General features: G+C 62.3%; 19 protein-coding genes. 14 read left to right on the top strand and 5 right to left on the bottom strand.

Features of this window, described 5'->3' with window-relative positions; translation table 11 throughout:
* Nucleotides 1-34 precede the first annotated feature (34 nt).
* From hemW to ybeY, 6 genes are read left to right on the top strand one after another with little or no spacing between them, the layout of a single operon-like run.
* Complete coding sequence (gene hemW / locus CHU71_RS03840; RefSeq protein ID WP_147760222.1) at nt 35-1168, top strand: radical SAM family heme chaperone HemW; 1134 nt, start codon at nt 35-37, stop codon at nt 1166-1168.
* Between the two features lie 44 nt (nt 1169-1212).
* A complete protein-coding gene (hrcA, locus tag CHU71_RS03845) occupies nt 1213-2241 on the top strand; it encodes a heat-inducible transcriptional repressor HrcA (protein WP_147760223.1) in 1029 nt (342 codons plus the stop codon).
* Nucleotides 2242-2296: 55 nt separating this feature from the next.
* A complete protein-coding gene (dnaJ, locus tag CHU71_RS03850; protein ID WP_147760224.1) occupies nt 2297-3442 on the top strand; it encodes a molecular chaperone DnaJ in 1146 nt (381 codons plus the stop codon).
* The gene (locus CHU71_RS03855) at nt 3442-4164 is read left to right on the top strand and encodes a 16S rRNA (uracil(1498)-N(3))-methyltransferase (protein ID WP_147760225.1); all 723 of its coding nucleotides are present in this window, start codon (nt 3442-3444) and stop codon (nt 4162-4164) included. Before dnaJ ends, CHU71_RS03855 begins: the two co-directional genes overlap by 1 nt.
* A 9-nt stretch (nt 4165-4173) precedes the next feature.
* A complete protein-coding gene (locus CHU71_RS03860) occupies nt 4174-5172 on the top strand; it encodes a PhoH family protein (protein WP_147760226.1) in 999 nt (332 codons plus the stop codon).
* Nucleotides 5173-5778: an rRNA maturation RNase YbeY gene (ybeY, locus tag CHU71_RS03865; RefSeq protein WP_070420787.1), complete on the top strand. Its 606-nt coding sequence runs from the start codon at nt 5173-5175 to the stop codon at nt 5776-5778.
* Nucleotides 5779-5837: 59 nt separating this feature from the next.
* Here the strand turns inward: ybeY and CHU71_RS03870 are convergent, their stop codons facing one another.
* Both CHU71_RS03870 and CHU71_RS03875 read right to left on the bottom strand, forming a co-directional pair.
* Nucleotides 5838-6491 carry a hypothetical protein gene (locus tag CHU71_RS03870; RefSeq protein WP_147760227.1) on the bottom strand — a complete coding sequence of 218 codons (654 nt, stop codon included), beginning with the start codon at nt 6489-6491 and terminating at the stop codon, nt 5838-5840.
* A gap of 89 nt (nt 6492-6580) precedes the next feature.
* Entirely contained in the window at nt 6581-7279 is a 699-nt protein-coding gene (locus CHU71_RS03875) for a MerR family transcriptional regulator (RefSeq protein ID WP_147760228.1), read from the bottom strand.
* A 192-nt stretch (nt 7280-7471) separates the two neighbouring features.
* Between CHU71_RS03875 and pdxY the strand changes: the two genes are divergently transcribed.
* From pdxY to CHU71_RS03900, 5 genes are all read left to right on the top strand, one after another.
* On the top strand, nt 7472-8320 hold the full coding sequence (gene pdxY / locus CHU71_RS03880; RefSeq protein WP_147760229.1) for a pyridoxal kinase PdxY: 849 nt from the start codon (nt 7472-7474) through the stop codon (nt 8318-8320).
* 183 nt (nt 8321-8503) lie between these two features.
* Nucleotides 8504-9397, top strand: a complete 894-nt coding sequence (locus tag CHU71_RS03885; protein ID WP_147760230.1) for an endonuclease domain-containing protein — start codon at nt 8504-8506, stop codon at nt 9395-9397.
* Nucleotides 9398-9585: 188 nt separating this feature from the next.
* Nucleotides 9586-10575, top strand: coding sequence for a GTPase Era (gene era / locus CHU71_RS03890; RefSeq protein ID WP_147760231.1), 990 nt, complete (start codon nt 9586-9588; stop codon nt 10573-10575).
* A 4-nt stretch (nt 10576-10579) separates the two neighbouring features.
* Nucleotides 10580-11299 carry a DNA repair protein RecO gene (gene recO, locus CHU71_RS03895; protein ID WP_147760232.1) on the top strand — a complete coding sequence of 240 codons (720 nt, stop codon included), beginning with the start codon at nt 10580-10582 and terminating at the stop codon, nt 11297-11299.
* Between the two features lie 10 nt (nt 11300-11309).
* Nucleotides 11310-12062 carry an isoprenyl transferase gene (locus CHU71_RS03900; RefSeq protein WP_005528451.1) on the top strand — a complete coding sequence of 251 codons (753 nt, stop codon included), beginning with the start codon at nt 11310-11312 and terminating at the stop codon, nt 12060-12062.
* 58 nt (nt 12063-12120) lie between these two features.
* Here CHU71_RS03900 and CHU71_RS03905 read toward each other — a convergent pair whose 3' ends face one another.
* Together CHU71_RS03905 and CHU71_RS03910 are read right to left on the bottom strand one after the other, a co-directional pair.
* Nucleotides 12121-12534, bottom strand: a complete 414-nt coding sequence (locus CHU71_RS03905) for a Fur family transcriptional regulator (protein WP_147760233.1) — start codon at nt 12532-12534, stop codon at nt 12121-12123.
* 33 nt (nt 12535-12567) lie between these two features.
* Nucleotides 12568-12870: a helix-turn-helix transcriptional regulator gene (locus CHU71_RS03910; protein ID WP_147760234.1), complete on the bottom strand. Its 303-nt coding sequence runs from the start codon at nt 12868-12870 to the stop codon at nt 12568-12570.
* Nucleotides 12871-13050: 180 nt separating this feature from the next.
* On the opposite strand from CHU71_RS03910, the gene CHU71_RS03915 reads away from it, so the two are divergent.
* Genes CHU71_RS03915 through CHU71_RS03925 form a run of 3 tightly spaced genes read left to right on the top strand, consistent with a single transcriptional unit; the run spans nt 13051 to nt 15439 of the window.
* Nucleotides 13051-14430: a glycine--tRNA ligase gene (locus CHU71_RS03915; RefSeq protein ID WP_147760235.1), complete on the top strand. Its 1380-nt coding sequence runs from the start codon at nt 13051-13053 to the stop codon at nt 14428-14430.
* Entirely contained in the window at nt 14430-14945 is a 516-nt protein-coding gene (locus CHU71_RS03920; protein ID WP_110332993.1) for a hypothetical protein, read from the top strand. Before CHU71_RS03915 ends, CHU71_RS03920 begins: the two co-directional genes overlap by 1 nt.
* Nucleotides 14946-14971: 26 nt before the next feature.
* On the top strand, nt 14972-15439 hold the full coding sequence (locus CHU71_RS03925) for a hypothetical protein (RefSeq protein WP_070420796.1): 468 nt from the start codon (nt 14972-14974) through the stop codon (nt 15437-15439).
* A gap of 16 nt (nt 15440-15455) precedes the next feature.
* Here the strand turns inward: CHU71_RS03925 and CHU71_RS03930 are convergent, their stop codons facing one another.
* Nucleotides 15456-17483: a TPM domain-containing protein gene (locus CHU71_RS03930; RefSeq protein WP_255456388.1), complete on the bottom strand. Its 2028-nt coding sequence runs from the start codon at nt 17481-17483 to the stop codon at nt 15456-15458.
* Nucleotides 17484-17500: the final 17 nt, after the last annotated feature.

Raw genomic sequence — 17500 nt, forward strand, 5'->3', positions numbered from 1 at the left:
CTAATTAGTTCCCCGTCGCGCTAGGGTTTAAGACATGACCGCTCCCTTTGGCCTTTATATCCATGTCCCATTCTGCTCCTCGCGCTGCGGTTATTGCGATTTCAACACCTATACGCCAGGCGAATTGGGCGGCGACCTGACCGCAGAGTACCTCGACGCCTTGGAACGCGAGCTGGGGATGGCCGCGCAGCAGGTAGGCAGGCCGGCCGAGACCGTGTTCATCGGCGGCGGCACCCCAAGCATGCTGGGAGCGCAGGGGCTCGGCCGCATCCTGGGCCGTGTCAAGGAGACCTTTGGCTTGGCGCCTGGCGCCGAGGTGACCACGGAGTCCAACCCGGAGTCCACGAGCCCCGAGTACTTCGAGGGCCTGCTGGAAGCGGGCTTTACGAGGGTGTCGTTGGGGATGCAGTCGGCGTCGTCAAGCGTGCTCCAAGTGCTGGAGCGCGCGCACACCCCGGGCCGCGCGTTCGACGCCGCCCGCGAGGCCAAGGAGGCGGGCTTTACGCACGTCAACCTCGACATGATTTATGGCACGCCCACCGAAACCGACGACGACGTGCGCCTTACCCTGAATCGCGTGCTGGAGACCGGCGTGGATCACGTCAGCGCCTACTCGCTCATCGTGGAAGATGGCACCCGCATGGCGCGCAAGGTCAACAAGGGGCTGTTGCCCGCGCCCGACGAGGACGTGCTGGCAAGGCGCTATGAGACGATCTCCGCAGCGCTCGAAGCGGAAGGCTTCGAGTGGTACGAGGTCTCCAACTGGGCCAAGCCCGGCGGGGAGTGTCAGCACAACCGCATCTACTGGGTGGACGGCAACTGGTGGGGTGCGGGGCCTGGCGCACACTCGCACCTGGGCAACGAGCGCTTTTACAACGTAAAGCTGCCGCGCCGCTACAACGAGATGCTGGGCCGCGGCGAGCTGCCGGTGAAGGAACGCGAGACGCTTACCGACGCCGAGCGGCACATGGAGAAGATCATGCTCGGCCTGCGCCTGCGCGAGGGCATTCCGGCTGACTGGCTGGGCAGCGGCGCGGAGCCGGTCATCGCGGACTACATCTCCTGCGGGCTGCTGCAGCGAGCCGGCGATCGGCTGTGCTTGACCAAGCCAGGGCGCCTGTTGGCAGACGGCATCATCACCGACATGTTGGTTGCCGAGGAAGCTTAAAGGCCACCTTAAAGGCCACAGTGAAGGTAGGTAACATAGGGCGCATGTCCAATTCCACTGATGCTCGCCGCCGCGAGGTATTGCGCGCCATTGTGGCGGACTATATTGCCTCCCAGGAACCCGTGGGGTCCAAATCCCTGCTGGAGCGTTATCAGCTGGGCGTTTCCTCTGCCACCATCCGCAACGATATGGCGGTGTTGGAATCGGAGGGGCTGATTGCTCACGAGCACACCAGCTCCGGGCGCGTGCCCACGCAGAAAGGTTACCGCCAGTTCGTCGATTCGTTGCACGACGTAAAACCTCTGTCTGCTTCCGAGCGTCGCGCCATGCTGACCTTCTTGGAAGGCGGCGTCGACTTGGAGGACGTCCTGCGCCGCAGCGTGCAGCTGCTGGCGCAGGTGACCAAGCAGGCAGCGGTGGTGCAGATGCCCAAGCTCAAGGTCTCGTGCGTCAAGCACTGCGAGGTCGTGGCGCTGTCGCCAGTGCGCCTGTTGTTGGTGCTCATCACGGATAACGGGCGCGTCGATCAGCGCAACGTCGAGCTGGACAGCATCATTGACCCAATACAGACCACGCGCCTGCGCGACGTTCTCAACAACGCACTGGAGGGCAAGACGCTAACCGACGCCTCGGTGGAACTTGCCAGCCTCGTCGAGACCTCCCCGCCGGATATCCGCCCGCACGTGCTCAATGCGGCCACGACTCTCATCGAAACACTGGTGGAGCGTCCCTCCGACCGCCTGATTCTGGCGGGTACCTCTAATCTCACGCGGATAGCGCGAGATTTCCCGGAGGGGCTGCCCTCGCTCATCGAGGCCCTTGAAGAGCAAGTCGTGGTGTTGAAGCTTTTGGCCCGCGTGCCGGATTTGGGCAACGTCTCTGTGGTGATTGGCGAGGAAAACGAAGAGGATCAGCTGCGGCAGGCCTCCGTGGTCGCGACTGCGTACGGCGCTGGACGTGAAACACTCGGCGGCCTTGGCGTGGTGGGGCCCACGTATATGGACTACTCGGGAACAATCTCCAAGGTCTCTGCTGTTGCACGCTATGTAAGCGAAATTCTGGCCGGCGAGTAAGCTGGCACGGAAACTTTTCCCAGTGACTCTAATTTTAGATAAGGACTTTCATTAAGTGGCTCGTGACTATTACGGCATCCTTGGTGTAGAAAAATCCGCTTCCGACGCCGAAATCAAGAAGGCCTACCGCAAACTTGCGCGCAAGTACCACCCAGACGTCAATCCGGGTGATGACGAAGCTGCCGAGAAGTTCCGCGAGGCCTCCCTCGCACAGGAGGTTCTCCTCGACCCACAAAAGCGCCAAATCGTGGACATGGGCGGCGACCCCATGGAGGAACGCGGCGGCGGGGCAGGCTTCGGCGGTGGCTTTGGGGGCGGCGGCCTTGGTGATATCTTCGCCGAGTTCTTCGGTGGCGCGGCCGGCGGCTCGCGTGGCCCGCGTTCCCGCGTGCAGCCGGGCAACGATGCCCTGCTGCGCACCACCATCACCCTGGAAGAGGCTTATTCCGGCCTGAAGAAGCAGGTCACCGTAGATACCGCTGTGCTCTGTGACCGCTGCGAGGGCACCGGCTCTGCTTCCAAGGCCAAGCCAGTTACCTGCCAGGGGTGCGGCGGCATGGGTGAAATCCAGGAGATGCAGCGCAGCTTCCTGGGCAACGTCATGACCACCCGTCCGTGCCCGCAGTGCCAGGGCTTCGGTGAGGTCATCACCGACCCCTGCAATCACTGTGGCGGCGACGGCCGCGTGAAGAAGCGCCGCGATCTCACCGTGAACATCCCGGCTGGCATCGGCGACGGCATGCGCATCCGCATGGCCTCTCAAGGCGAGGTCGGCCACGGCGGCGGCCCTGCTGGTGATCTGTACGTGGAGGTCTCCACCAAACCCCACGCCGTCTTCGAGCGCAACGCCGACGACCTGCACCTGACCGTGCGCGTGCCCATGGTGGACGCAGCGCTGGGCACCAACTTCACCATCGATCAGCTAGATGGCGAGGAGCTCAACATCGACATCGAGCCGGGCACCCAGCCGGGCGAGTCCATCAAGGTCGAGGGCAAGGGCATGCCGCGCCTGCGCACCGATGGCTTTGGCAACCTGTTTGCCCACGTTGATGTCGTGGTTCCGAAGGAGCTCGACAAGAAGACCCGCGAGCTGCTCGAGAAGGTCCGCGATTCCCGCGACGAGGGCGCCCGCGTGCGCGAGTCCGGTGACGGCCAAGAGGAGTCCTTCTTCTCCCGCATCCGCGATAGGTTCCGCCGCTAATGTCGCTGCCGGTCTTCATCCACCCTGATCTTTCGCAGGCCCGCGTGGGCGAGCCGGTGGGTCTCGAAGGTCCCGAGGGCCGCCACGCGGTGACGGTCAAGCGCCTTAGCGTAGGGGAGCGGCTCAAGCTCATCGACGGCACGGGCACCGCCGCCTTGGCCACCATCCAGTCCGTTTCGGGCAAGGATCATTTGGCCGCGCTTGTCGACGCCGTGACTTTTGCGCCCGAGCCCAACCCCCGCGTCGTGGTGGTTCAGGCCATCCCGAAGTCCGAGCGCTCCGAACTCGCCGTGGACTTGGCCACCCAGGCCGGCGCCGACGAAATCATCGCGTGGCAAGCCGATCGCTGCGTGTCCAAGTGGGATGCCAAGAAGGCGCCCAAGGCCTTGGCCAAGTGGGAGGCGGCAGCGATTGCTGCCGCGAAACAGTCCCGCCGTGACCGCATCCCGGCGGTCTCGGGGCCGCTAACCACGCCGCAGGTCGCGCAGCTCATCGCCGGCCAAACCGCCTACGTGCTGCACGAGGAAGCCACCGCCTCCATCAAGGACGTCCCGCTGGAGGGCACGGTCTACCTGCTCGTCGGCCCAGAAGGTGGAATCGGTGCGGAGGAGCTGGAGCGCCTCGGCGCGCAGTCCATCAAGCTTGGTCCGGAGGTCTTGCGCACGGCGTCGGCAGCCATGGTGGCCCTTGCTGCAATCGGCACCCGCACTGACCGCTGGTAGCCTGTGAGAGTGCCTATTATCACCAAGAAGTTTGAGCTCGACTCCGCCTACGTAGCCACCGTGTTGGGCAGCGCGGACGATAATCTGCGCGTGCTCAATAACCTGCTGGACGCGGACCTATTCGCCCGGGGAACCACCGTTACGGTTACCGGCCCTGACTACGAGGTGGCCCGCGCCGCGAAGGTCCTTGAGGAGCTCGAGGCTATCGCGCGCCGCGGCCACTCCGTGAGCACCGATACCGTTAAGCACACCGTGGACATGGTGGCTGTTGACGCCCCACAGTCAGTTTCCGCTGCGCTGGCGGCGGACATCGTCAAACGCCGCGGCAAGTCCGTGCGCCCGAAGACGGTAGGCCAGTCCGAGTACGTCCAGGCCATCGATGACAACACCGTGGTCTTCGGCATCGGCCCGGCCGGCTCCGGCAAGACCTACCTGGCCGTGGCCAAGGCGGTTCAGGCCCTGCAGACCAAGCAGGTCTCGCGCATCATCTTGACCCGCCCGGCCGTCGAGGCGGGAGAGAAACTGGGCTTCCTCCCGGGAACCTTAAATGACAAGATTGACCCGTACCTGCGCCCGCTTTACGACGCCCTGCGCGACATGCTTGACCCCGAGATGATTCCGAAGCTCATGGAGGCCGGCATCATTGAGGTCGCCCCGCTGGCGTACATGCGTGGCCGCACGCTGAACGACGCCTTCGTCATCCTCGACGAGGCCCAAAACACCACCCCGGCGCAGATGAAGATGTTCCTGACCCGTCTGGGCTTTGGCTCCAAGATCGTGGTCACGGGTGACATCTCGCAGGTGGACCTCCCACGCGGTCAGGTCTCCGGCCTGCGCTTAGTGCGCCGCATTTTGGAAGGCGTGCCGGATATTCACTTTGCGGACCTGGGCTCGGGCGACGTGGTCAGGCACCAGCTCGTGAGCCGTATCGTCAACGCTTATGATGCCGCTGAGGCGAAAAGCGCCGCTAAGAACGCAGCGTCCAAGTACGTAGAGGAAGGCGAATAAATGTCCATCGAGTTCATCAACGAGTCCGGCTTTGAGGGCGTCAACGAGGAGATGCTCATCGACGTTGCATCCTTTGCCTTTGGAGCCATGGACATCAACCCGGACGCCGAGTGCACCATCACCGCGGTCGACTTGGAGACTATTGCGGACCTGCACGTGCGCTGGATGGACCTCGAGGGCCCAACCGACGTCATGAGTTTCCCCATGGATGAGATCACGCCGGGCGCGTTGGGCACGCGTCCCGACGCCCCCGAAATGGGCCCGGCCATGCTCGGCGACATCGTGCTCTGCCCCGAGTTTGCGCTGCGCCAAGCCAACGCGGCGGGCCACTCGCTGGGCCACGAGCTCGCGTTGCTGACGGTGCATGGTTGCCTCCACCTGCTGGGCTATGACCACGCCACCCCGGCGGAGGAAAAAGAGATGTTTAGCCTGCAGAACGAGCTGCTGGCTGATTGGTACGACGACCTCGCGGCCCGCGGCGTGAGCTATCAGCCCAAGCCCTCGGGCCCCAAGGCCTTCCCCGACGCGGCCGAGCGCGCCAACCTCGACAAAGAGGTCCCCGGCGGCGGCATCCCCCCAGTTGCCGAGCCGCGCCGCGAGGATTAGTCGAGCGGCTTAAAGCGGCGGACATGGGCTTGAACCACGGCGGTAGTTAGAGTGACCCGCTAAGCAGATCGTGAAATAGCCGTGATTGCTTCTGACGGAGCATCAAACCAGACCTGCACGTGGTTGACATGCGACAGCTGTTCCTTCTGCCACGGCCACTTCGGCGCTGGCACGAGCAGTGGCGACGCAAGCTCGATGTGAACGTTGCTCCCGTCGCCGTTTCCTAAAATCAACGTGTCTTCATCAATTGCATATCTCTCATGGGAGTAACCCCGCGACAGTACGATGTTCGCGATTTCTCCCGCGGCAATGCTCACTACTTGCCTACCCGCATGCCGCAGCACCAACGTCCCATCAACGAAATGTGGATAGGTGTAGGCGGCGCCAAAGACTCCCCACAGCAAGATGAGCGAATAGAGGGAAACAACGAGGATTAGCGCGCGCAGCCATGCCCACGGCACCAGAAGCTCGATCGCAATGCATTCGATCCCAGTCGCTCCTGTAACCGCAGCCGGAATCACCCACCAACCGCGATGGGAGTCGAGAGCCACGCCTGAATACCGCCGCTGCCGTAGTAGTACGAGTACGCATGTCTTCAACATACGGAGCTCGGCCCTCACTGCTTGTACCGGCGCAATATCCTCGTCGCGGTTGATGAAAAGAAAAGCGGCAGCCAGAAGAAGTTCTAGAGCGATGACTCCCGTAACGATCACGGTTCCTCTTCCGCCGCCAGCAATGACGACATAGAGTTCTGTCGCCAGGACGGCACCAATGAGGACCGCGAAAACCAGCGATCTAGCCTTCATCGCCGTACCAATTCCAAGGCCACCAATTGGCCTTTACGGGCTGAGATGTCGCGCGGCTGGAGCTCCAAATATCCGGGCCTCAACGTTGCAAAAATTCCGTTCATGACGCCTTCGTTATAGGACTTGAACCACTGTTCGGCGAGTTTATCACACTCCGGACCAGGTTCGGTCTCACCGAGCTGTTTCCACCGTTGATGCTGCGCCCTAATCCTTGAGACACATTGAGGTGAACTCAGATTTGTCTCAAGCACGCGCCACGTTTGAGCCGTAGCAACTCCCGAATAGGCCATGAGTTCCCATGCATCAACTTCTTGCGCAATCTCGACTTCCGACAGCCCACTCTCGGCGAGAACTTCTTTCATAAGAACCATCAATCCGTGGGGAGCTGGCCCTGGCGGATTATTCCTGAGCCGAATGAGTCGCGCACGTTGTTCTTCCAGATTTGCGACTCGTCGCTCTATTTCTGCAAGCGCCGCATCGTACAACGTATCTTCGGGCTCCCCGGTCAGGGATTTGAGCGGAATCCCTGCCACGGCCAGCTGCCGAACCTTCACTAACGCAGCAAGGTCTGCGAGCGAATAGTCGCGATATCCGTTTGCCTTACGCTCCGGCTCCGGGACCACGCCCCGTTGGTGATAGTGGCGAATTGTGCGCACGCTGCAGCCCAACGCTCGAGCGACTTCGGAGATCCTCATAAGGCTTTTATAAACTATGACGCCGCGTCAAGGTCAAGAGATTTCAAGAATGAGCGATGCAAACATTCCCAAACTTCCGTGGCTTAGTCGAATTCGTAGACGAGGTCGTCCTCCCTCTCCTGCGGGCACCCGAGAAAAATTAAATCCGCGATTTCTTTTGTGCGGTCCGTGAAATAGAGCAAGATGGGTGCCATGAATATTCTTTCGATCCAGTCCCATGTCACCTACGGCCACGTCGGCAACTCTGCTGCAGTCTTCCCGCTCCAGCGCGCGGGCCACGAGGTATGGCCGGTTCACACGGTGAACTTCTCCAACCACACCGGCTACGGCGATTGGGGCGGACCACTCATCCCAGCTGCTGATGTCACTAGCATTATCGACGGCATCGAGAAGCGCGGCGCCTTTGAGAAGATCGACGCAATCCTCTCTGGCTACCAGGGTGGTCCGGATATTGCAGGCGCTATTGTCGACGCCGTGACCCGCATCAAGGCCGTCAACCCCAAGGCCCTCTACGCGTGCGACCCAGTCATGGGCAACGCGAAGTCGGGCTGCTTCGTCTCGGACGAGATTCCGCCGCTGCTGCGCGATAAGGTCGTGCCGGTGGCTGACATCATCACCCCGAACCAGTTCGAGCTGAGCTACCTGACTGACCACGAGGTCGGCACCTTGGAGCAGACCCTCGAGGCCGTGAAGGCTGCGCAGGAAATCGGCCCGAAGACCGTGCTGGTCACCTCGGTAAAGCGCCCGGAGACCCCGGAGGAGACCATCGAGATGCTCGCCGTGGACGGCGACCGCGCCTTCATCGTGGCCACCCCGTTCCTGCCGTTCAAGCGCAATGGCTCCGGCGACGTCACTGCGGCGCTGTTCACCGGCCACTACGTGGAGACTCACGACGCGAAGCTCGCGCTCAAGCGCACCGCGTCTTCGGTGTACGACTTGCTGCACAACACTTATGAGGCAGACTCGCAGGAGCTGCAGCTCATCGAGTCGCAGGACGTGTTCGCTAAACCGCAGATGCAGTTCCACGTCGAGGAGCTTTAGCGCCCCCGCCCCACGCCTTTTGGCAAATACCCAGACCTGGAAATGCAGCTTTCTGGTGGATTGCGGGGCGTCGGCAAGCGCGGCGAAAAACGAACAGGAGGTCTGGGTGCCCAGCCCTGGGGATTTGACCATCCTGGCCGCACTTGCCGCGCGCCAGCACCCACCGCCGGTTAAAAGTAAGGCATGGACAACGCGTTACTTTTTGACACAATCGACGCCCACCTTATTGACCTTCGCCAACTATCCAACGAAGACCCGTGCTGGCTGCAGATGCACCACGGCAAAATCGTGCGCGCGGCCTGGTGCTTCGCGCTGTCGAAGCAATTCTGGAATCGGCTCAAACCCTGGGAACGCGACATAGCGCGGGTGTATATCCACGCACGGACCGTGCATAAAGCTGTGCTGATCGGAAAGCCTGCGGCTCTGATACACGGCATTCCCACCATTAGCCGCCCCACCGAATACCCAGCAGTGCTGCCCTCGGGCTCGGTACCGCAGAAATCCAAGGGGCATTTCTTCGCTTATAAAGCTGCCCGCCTGCACGGGCAGACCACCACTGTGCACGGCATTAAGCTCACCTCGCTGGAGCGTACCGCGATTGACATGGCCCGCCTGCACGGCTTCGAAGAAGGGCTGGTCGCCGCGGATTATGTGCGTGCACAGGTGGGCCGCCGTCGCATGCAGGATACGTTGGGCGCGCTGGGCCGCGTCAAGGGCGTGGCGACGGCACGCGCCGTGGTGGCCGCGACCGTGGTTGATTCTGAGTCGCCGTGGGAGTCCTACGCCCGCGCGTTGTTGCTGCGTGCGGGCATAAACGTGCGCACGCAGTACGTTGTGGGCAAGTACCGCGCTGATTTGGCAATTGACGGCTGGTTGCTCATTGAAATCGACGGCGATGTCAAATACCAAGACAAGCCTGTGGAGGCGATTCGCGCGGAGCACCGCCGCCAGAAGGAGCTGCTCAACATGGGTTATGTGGTCCTGCGCTTTAGCCCGGAGGAGTTGCGCGCCCGGCCGGAGGAGTTTGTCGCGACGGTGCGCCGAATGTTGGCGATGGGCCCTAGGCGCGCCGCATAGTTACCCAGCCCTGGAAACCCAGAGGTCCTGTTCGCGTTTCGCCGCGCTTGCCGACGCCTTCCATTCCACCAGAAAGCTGCATTTCCAGCCCTGGGTATTTGCGAGAGGAGAACGCCGGTGAAGAGGCCCACGGGCAGCCGCAAACGCGTATGTACTACTGTGACGCGGCTGGGCTATGATGACTAGCAATGAGTACCGATTTTGATGCCGCCTTTGAGAACCTCCCCGCCGACGGGGAGACCCTCGACTACACCGACTACACCGACACCCCGGAGGGATTCCGCTCCGGCTTCGTGTCCTTCGTGGGCCGTCCGAACACGGGCAAGTCGACTCTGACCAACGCGCTGGTAGGCCAGAAGATTGCCATCACCGCCAACCAGCCGGAGACCACCCGCCACCCCATCCGCGGCCTGGTCCACCGTGAAGACGCCCAAGTTATCGTCGTGGATACACCGGGCCTGCACCGCCCCCGCACCCTGCTGGGCGAGCGCCTCAACGAGATGGTCAAGGACACGTACGCGGACGTGGACGTCATCGGCCTGACCATCCCCGCCGACGAGAAGATCGGACCAGGTGACCGCTGGATTCTGGAGAACGTCCGCAAGGTAGCGCCGAAGACCCCGATCATCGGCATCGTGACTAAGCTGGATAAGGCCAGCAAGGACCAGGTCGGCGCGCAGCTTTTGGCGCTGCATGAGCTGCTCAGCGAGGACAACCCCGACGCCGTGGTCATCCCGGTTTCGGCCACCCAGCGCGTACAACTGGATGAGCTGACCCAAGTCATCGTCGATCACCTGCCGGAGGGGCCTAAGTTCTACCCGGATGATCACATCACTGACGAAGAGCAGGAAAAGCGCATTTCCGAGCTCATCCGCGAGGCTGCGCTGGCTGGGCTCAAAGACGAGCTGCCGCACAGCGTGGCCGTCTCCGTCGACGAGATGCTGCCGGATGAGGCTCGCCCCGACGTCCTCAACATCCACGCCGTCCTCTACCTAGAGCGCCCCGGCCAAAAGCGCATCATCGAGGGCAAGGACGGCCGCCGTTTTATGCGCATAGTCGGCACCGCCCGCAAGGAAATCATCCAGCTGCTCGGCCAGAACGTGTACCTGGACCTGCGCATCAAGGTGCTCAAGAACTGGCAGTCGGACCCGAAGATGCTCGGCCGCCTCGGCTTCTAAGCCCGTGGCGAGGGAAAACTTCCGCGACCGCGCCTTGGTCATCCGCAGCTATGACTTCGGCGAGGCCGACCGCGTGATCGTCCTGCTGACCCGCAACCATGGCCTGGTCAGGGGAGTGGCCAAGGGAGTGCGCCGCGCCAAGTCACGCTTCGGCTCCCGTCTGCAGCTGTTCGTGAACCTCGACGTGCAGCTGTATCCCGGCCGCAATCTCTACACCATTTCCCAGGCCGACACCGTGGACTACTTCGGCGCCAACATCATCGAGGACTACGAGCGTTATACCGCGGCGTGCGCAGCCCTCGAATCGGCCGAGCGCCTGGCTTTCACCGACGCCGACTCCGACCCTTACCTCTACACCGCGCTGGTCCACACCCTGCAGGTCATGCAGCACGACGACCCGCTCCAGGCCCTCGACGCCTTCCTCTTGCAGGCGATGGCGCACGCCGGCTGGGCGCCCAGTCTCTTCGATTGCGCGCAGTGCCAAAAGCCAGGGCCCCACCACGCCTTCCACCCGGCTGTGGGCGGTGCGGCCTGCCACGAGTGCCGCCCGTCGGGCGCGGCGGAGGTGGACCCGGAGACACTGCATCACATTTGGTTGCTGGCGCACGGGTGCCCCAGCAATCCGACCCATGAGCAGCGTCAAGAGGCACACCAGCTGACCCGCGCGCACCTGCAATGGCACCTGGAGCGCAAGGTTACCGCGTTAGGGGTTATGGACCAGTAAGATAAGGCGCGTGATTACGCCAGACCCGAACCGAGTCCTTAACCCACCCGCCATCCCGGAGGAGTTCCTGCCCAAGCACATCGCGCTGGTCATGGACGGCAATGGCCGCTGGGCCGAGGAGCGCGGCATGAAGCGCACCGAGGGGCATCGTCGCGGGGAGGCTGTGCTTCTCGACGTCGTCGATGCCTGCCTGTCCATGAATATCCCGTACCTGTCTGCCTACGCCTTCTCCACCGAGAACTGGCGCCGCAGTCCCGAAGAGGTGCGCTTCCTCATGGCGTTTAACCGCGACGTGCTGCGCCGGCAGCGCGAGTGGCTCAACGAGAAGGGCGTGCGCGTGGTCTGGGTCGGACGCCGCCCGCGCCTGTGGCGCTCGGTTATCAAGGAGCTCGAGACCGCGCAGGAGCTGACCAAGAACAACACGCGCATGACGCTGGCGATGTGCGTGAACTACGGTGGGCGCGCCGAGCTTGTCGACGGCGTTCGCAAGCTCGCCGATCAGGTGGCCAAGGGTGAGTTGAAGCCGAGCGCGATTAATGAGGCGTCGCTAAGCGCGGCTCTCTATGACCCCACCATGCCGGACGTGGATTTGTTCCTGCGCCCGTCGGGGGAGAAGCGCACGTCGAACTTCCTGCTATGGCAGTCCGCGTACGCGGAGATGATCTACCAAGACAAGCTCTTCCCCGACTTCACGCCGGAGGACTTGTACGCCGCGGTTGAAGAATATGCACGGCGTGACCGTCGCTTCGGGGGCACAAAATAGCAGAAGCTATTTTGTGGATATACGGCTATTTTGTGGATATACGGCTCTTTCGTGGTTGTTAGGCGCGGCAGTCTGCACAGATGCCGAAGATTTCGGCATCGTGGCCGGTGAGCTCGAAGTCATGCTCTGCGGCGACGGAGCTTGCCCATTGCTCGATGGGGCCGCCGTCGATTTCCTCGGTGCGGCCGCACTTGGTGCATACCAAGTGATGGTGGTGGTTAGCGGATTCGCAATGACGGTAGAGCGTCTCACCGGAGGGCATGTGCAGTGCGTCCACAGCGTCGATGTCCGATAGCGACTGCAGCGTGCGGTAGACGGTGGTCAGACCGACCTTGTGGTTGCGTTCCTGCAAGGCAAGGTGAATATCCTTGGCAGATGCGAATCTATCGAGTTCACGCAGAACCTCAACAACTGCAGTGCGTTGTTTGGTGTTACGAGCCCCAAGCTTAGGGATGCTTTCGTGGAGAGCCATGACCGCTAGTTTATCAACTAGTTTCCAATAAAGTTAACGGCTGATGAGTGCCGAGGCGTCAGCGAGCAGCGTAAGCACGCCAGGGGCTACCAGTTTATAGAGGACTTCGCGGCCGGAGCGCTCCGAATCGACGATGCCTGCTTTCTTAAGTACTCGCAGGTGCTGGCTAATCAGAGGCTGAGACTTTCCGGTGGTGGCGACCAACTCGTGTACGTAGTGATCGCGCTCGTGCAGCTCCTGTACCAAGCGAATTCGCAACGGGGAATCCAAAGCGCTGATAACCGTTGCGGCTGCACTGGCATCAAAGGGGGAAACTGCAGCGGTAGTCTTCGCCACGCAGATCACCTTCTATCTAATTTCTGTTAATCGTTTGATATTTATACGATACTCTATGGTCTGCTTAAAGTCGCATAGACCACAGATATATTTTCCCCCCAGCGCCCACGGGCGTTATGGGGCACGATAGACTGAGAATATTGTCCACGACTATCCCTTAACAGAGGAGTCTTTTTTATAATGGCAAGCGTCATCGATACCGTTGTAAGCCTGTGCAAGCGCCGCGGATTGGTCTACCAGGCAGGTGAAATCTATGGCGGTTCTCGCTCCGCGTGGGACTACGGTCCCCTCGGCGTTGAGCTCAAGGAAAACATCAAGCGCCAGTGGTGGCGCCACATGGTGCAGTCCCGTGAGGACGTTGTTGGCGTCGATACTTCTGTCATCCAGCCGCGCCAGGTATGGGTCTCCTCCGGCCACGTCGAGGTCTTCACTGACCCACTAGTGGAGTCCCGCCACACCGGTAAGCGTTACCGCGCGGATCACCTCCTTGAGGCTTATGAGGAAAAGCACGGCCACGAGCCGGCAAACGGCCTCGCTGACATCAACGATCCAGAGACCGGCCAGCCTGGTGATTGGACCGAGCCGAAGGCCTTTTCTGGCCTGCTCAAGACCTACCTGGGCCCAGTCGATGACGAGCAGGGCCTGCACTACCTGCGTCCGGAGACCGCACAGGGCATCTTCGTGAACTTCAAGAACGTCATGACCTCTGCTCGCATGAAGCCGCCGTTCGGCATCGCGAACATCGGTAAGTCCTTCCGTAACGAGATCACCCCGGGCAATTTCATCTTCCGTACCCGCGAGTTCGAGCAGATGGAGATGGAGTTCTTTGTCAAGCCGGGCGAGGACGAGCAGTGGCACCAGTACTGGATTGATGACCGCTACCAGTGGTACATCGACCTGGGCATCAAGGAAGAGAACCTGCGTCTCTACGAGCACCCGAAGGAGAAGCTGTCCCACTACTCCAAGCGCACCGTTGACGTGGAGTACGCATTCGGCTTCACTGGCTCCAAGTGGGGCGAGCTCGAGGGCGTGGCAAACCGTACCGACTACGACCTGTCCGTGCACGCGAAGGGCTCCGGCGAGGATCTGTCCTACTACGACCAGACCACCGAGGAGCGCTGGGTTCCATACGTCATTGAGCCGGCAGCCGGCCTGGGCCGTTCCATGATGGCCTTCCTGGTTGACGCTTATGACGAGGAAGAGGTTCCGAACTCCAAGGGCGGCACCGACAAGCGCGTGGTTCTGCGCCTGGACCGCCGTCTGGCTCCGGTTAAGGTTGCGGTTCTGCCGCTGTCCAAGAAGGAAGAGCTGGCCAACCCGGCCCGTGAGCTGGCTGCCAAGCTTCGCATGAACTGGAACGTCGACTACGACACCTCCGGTGCTATCGGCCGCCGCTACCGCCGTCAGGATGAGATCGGTACGCCGTTCTGCGTCACCTACGACTTCGATTCCCTCGAGGACGGTGCCGTCACCGTTCGCGAGCGCGACACGATGGAACAGGAGCGCGTGAAGATCGACGACCTCGAGGCTTACCTGGCCGCCCGCCTGATTGGCTGCTAATGGAATACACCAGCTGGGACCGCACTGACCGCGAGCACCCTGTCCTCCTCATGGAATCAGGCCCTGCGGCGTATGGCGTCTTCTCCGCGGATTCCGCGGACATTGATGGCCAGCGCTGGGAGCTTGCCAGTGATTTCTCCACGGGCGCGACCGCCCGAGTGGAGGACCGCGTCTACGCCTTGACAGGCAACTTGGGGCGGGACAAGCGCATCGAGGCTGACTTGAACGGCCGACCTTTTGCCTTTATCAACGAAAACAGCGGTGACTGGATTGTTGAGAACCCAGCCGGGTTGAAGGTAGCGCAGTTCTCCACGAAGAATTCGGGTGTGCGCAAGGCCATCCTCGAGTTCGATGCGGAGGCTGCCGCGGATGCGCTTTCCGACGCCGAGACAGTCGCGCTCAGCTGGTTTACTCGCCTCATCTTGGAGGCCAAGACCCAGGGCAAGGCCATGCCGATCATCGCCACTTTGGTGCTGGCATCGGTGGTGGCTGTGTTGTCCCTGTTCGTCTTCTAGTTTGCGCTAGGTACTGCTTAAAGACGATGGACAGGAAGCAATTAACCTGGGAAAATGAAACCCTTAGCGATGCCGAGGGCACTGTGTGGGCAACGGTACGCGCTGATGTGCTCAACGTGAAGGAATCACAATTGGCCGCGGCGCAGGAGCGCATTTTGCTGGAGCACTCAGTGGATAGTGGTAGCCAGCGCTTTTGGGTGCGCGGTACGGCCACGACGGGCAAGACCCTGCACGTGGCTCAGCAGGGCGTAACTGTCAGCCACATGCAGGCCAAGTGCCTGGACCGTGAGTACACACTGGACCGGCCGAACCCCTTCCGTCGCGAGCGCCGTATTCGCGATGCCGACGGAAATGAGGTCCTACGCACCCGCCCCACGTTCAAGGGGGCGCTGGAGATTTTTGATATCGCAGCGGAAAACGTGCCGGACATCGACGCGGCATTTCTTACTTATTGTTGCCTGCTTGTCGATGCCCCGAGGCGCCTGCGCGGCTAAAGGCGCGCAGGCAGAGCTAGAAGGAGCCGCCGCGGAAGCTGCTGCCTCCGCCGCCGCCACCGAAGCCACCACCGAAGCCACCGCCGTAGCTGCGGCCACCGCCGAGCATCTGGCCGATGACCATGCCGGTGATGATGTCACCTGCGGTGGATCCGGCAGCCTGGCGCTGCTGGCGGCGACGGTAGGAATCAATGTCGTCCTGGGCGCGGCGGGCTGCGGTCTGGGCGGCCGCGACAGCCTGGCGGGAGGCGTCGATGGCACCGCGCAGGTTGCTGTTTTTAAGCTGCATCGCCTGCGCATAGAGACGCTTGGCGTCCGCGAGCGCGGTACGGGCCTGCGCGCCGACCACGCGGCCGCGGGTAGAGATGACGTCCTCGGCGGCCTGGATGTTGGACTCAGCCGCCTGCATCTGCTGGGTGTAGAGGTCCAGCTGGCGGGCCTGCGTGGCGGTCGCCTCGCGCACGGCGTCGAGTCGCTCGTCGAGCTCAGAGTCGATGGCAATCAGCGTGGTGTAGTGGCCGAGCGGGTCAGTGGCCTGGCCGGCTTCGGCGGCGCTGACGGCCTGCTGGGCGCGGGAAGTGACGTCGCCTAGGGCTTCCCAGTCAGCGTCGGTGCCCAGCTTCTTGCCTTGAGCCTCGAGCTGCTGTGCTTCCTCGATCTCGCCGCGTACCTCCGCGATGAGCGCGCTCAAGTTGGAGTGCGCTGCGGCCAGGTTAGCCTCGGCGTTTTCCACGCCGGAGAGCAGTCGGTCTGCCACCTCGATGGCGTGCTCGGAGTCGCGGATGATGCCTACCAATCCGCCCTGCTGGCCGGCCGGCTGCGCGGCGAGCGTGCGGCCTTGCTCTAGTAGCTTTTCTGCCTCGCCCACGGACACGGTGGCCATGTGTGGGTTGTCCTCGATGGAGACCAGCGCCTCGGCTGGGTGCTTGGACACCAAGCCCGCCAAGGTCTGCTCGGCCTGTGTAATACGGGTGCGGATGTCCACGGTGCGCTGGGTCAGCTCGTCGAGCTTCGAGTCGGAGTTGATGAGCAGGTCGCGCATCTTGGCAAAGTCGGCGGCTTGGGCATCGAGGGCGTCGTCAGCCTGCCCACAGGAGGAGACGATTTCGATGAGCATCTGGCGGCGCTCCGCCTCGGACTCCGGGATGGAGTCATCCAGGCGCTGCTGCAAGGCAAAGGCCTTCTGCAGCGTGGTGGCGGAGTGGTTCATCGCGCGGGTAAACGGGCGGGTGCGCTCCGGGCCGAACTCGGCCGTGGCGATGTCGAGCTCCTCCTTGCCGCGGCGGATGGATTCGTCGGTGGAGACCAGCTCTTCGCGGGCCAGCTCCTGCAGGGTCTCGGTGGGAAGGGATGACAGCGAGTTGGTATCGCCCGGCTCGATGGCGCGTGCTGATTCGAGGTTCTGCGCGTTGTCCTTCTTGGTCTTGCGGCGCGAGGCTGCCCAGATGCCACCACCGGCTACTGCCAGAGCACCTGCACCACCCGCCAGCCAGCCGGCCCCCGAGCCGGAGTCGGAACCTGCGCCACCTGCGGAACCGGAAGATCCGGTGGAACCGCTCACGGCGGCGTCGGCAAGCGCGAGTGCAGAGCCCCCGAAGTCGTCCTCGGCGAGGTGGGCGGATGCGGCGTCGTACATAGCGTCCGAGCGCCCGGAAGACCAAGCGTTGCCGGTCTGCACGCCCACCTTGCGGTCTTCAACTGACACCACGTAGACCGCGGAGTTGGGGCCCTTGGCGTCAATAAACTCGTCTGCATAGTCCTGCGCGGTACCCGGCAACGTGTTTTCAAATACCACGTAAAGAATCAGTCCCTCATCCTTCTGCAGGGAGGTGATCTTCTCCTGTAGCTGGGACTTCTCACTCGAGGACAACACTCCGGCGTTATCCGTGACCTTCGGCGTCACAGTCGAGGGATCTGCCTGTGCCAGCACCATCTGCTGCGGGGAGGGGGCAGCTCCGGCTTGGGTAATCCCAGGAGCCAGGGTTCCCAGACCCACGAACAACGCCGCTACTGCGGCACGGCCAATACGCGCACAAGAATTCATGCCCACCAGAATACAGT

Source organism: Corynebacterium sp. LK14 (assembly GCF_008042215.1).
Taxonomy (GTDB): domain Bacteria; phylum Actinomycetota; class Actinomycetes; order Mycobacteriales; family Mycobacteriaceae; genus Corynebacterium; species Corynebacterium striatum.

Coding starts and splice junctions, on each gene's coding strand:
- era (WP_147760231.1), top strand. CDS start 9,586: ATGAGTACCGATTTTGATGCCGCCTTTGAGAACCTCCCCGCCGACGGG.
- pdxY (WP_147760229.1), top strand. CDS start 7,472: ATGAATATTCTTTCGATCCAGTCCCATGTCACCTACGGCCACGTCGGC.
- CHU71_RS03930 (WP_255456388.1), bottom strand. CDS start 17,483: ATGAATTCTTGTGCGCGTATTGGCCGTGCCGCAGTAGCGGCGTTGTTC.
- CHU71_RS03920 (WP_110332993.1), top strand. CDS start 14,430: ATGGAATACACCAGCTGGGACCGCACTGACCGCGAGCACCCTGTCCTC.
- hemW (WP_147760222.1), top strand. CDS start 35: ATGACCGCTCCCTTTGGCCTTTATATCCATGTCCCATTCTGCTCCTCG.
- CHU71_RS03915 (WP_147760235.1), top strand. CDS start 13,051: ATGGCAAGCGTCATCGATACCGTTGTAAGCCTGTGCAAGCGCCGCGGA.
- CHU71_RS03905 (WP_147760233.1), bottom strand. CDS start 12,534: ATGGCTCTCCACGAAAGCATCCCTAAGCTTGGGGCTCGTAACACCAAA.
- CHU71_RS03855 (WP_147760225.1), top strand. CDS start 3,442: ATGTCGCTGCCGGTCTTCATCCACCCTGATCTTTCGCAGGCCCGCGTG.
- ybeY (WP_070420787.1), top strand. CDS start 5,173: ATGTCCATCGAGTTCATCAACGAGTCCGGCTTTGAGGGCGTCAACGAG.
- CHU71_RS03875 (WP_147760228.1), bottom strand. CDS start 7,279: ATGAGGATCTCCGAAGTCGCTCGAGCGTTGGGCTGCAGCGTGCGCACA.
- CHU71_RS03885 (WP_147760230.1), top strand. CDS start 8,504: ATGGACAACGCGTTACTTTTTGACACAATCGACGCCCACCTTATTGAC.
- CHU71_RS03925 (WP_070420796.1), top strand. CDS start 14,972: ATGGACAGGAAGCAATTAACCTGGGAAAATGAAACCCTTAGCGATGCC.
- hrcA (WP_147760223.1), top strand. CDS start 1,213: ATGTCCAATTCCACTGATGCTCGCCGCCGCGAGGTATTGCGCGCCATT.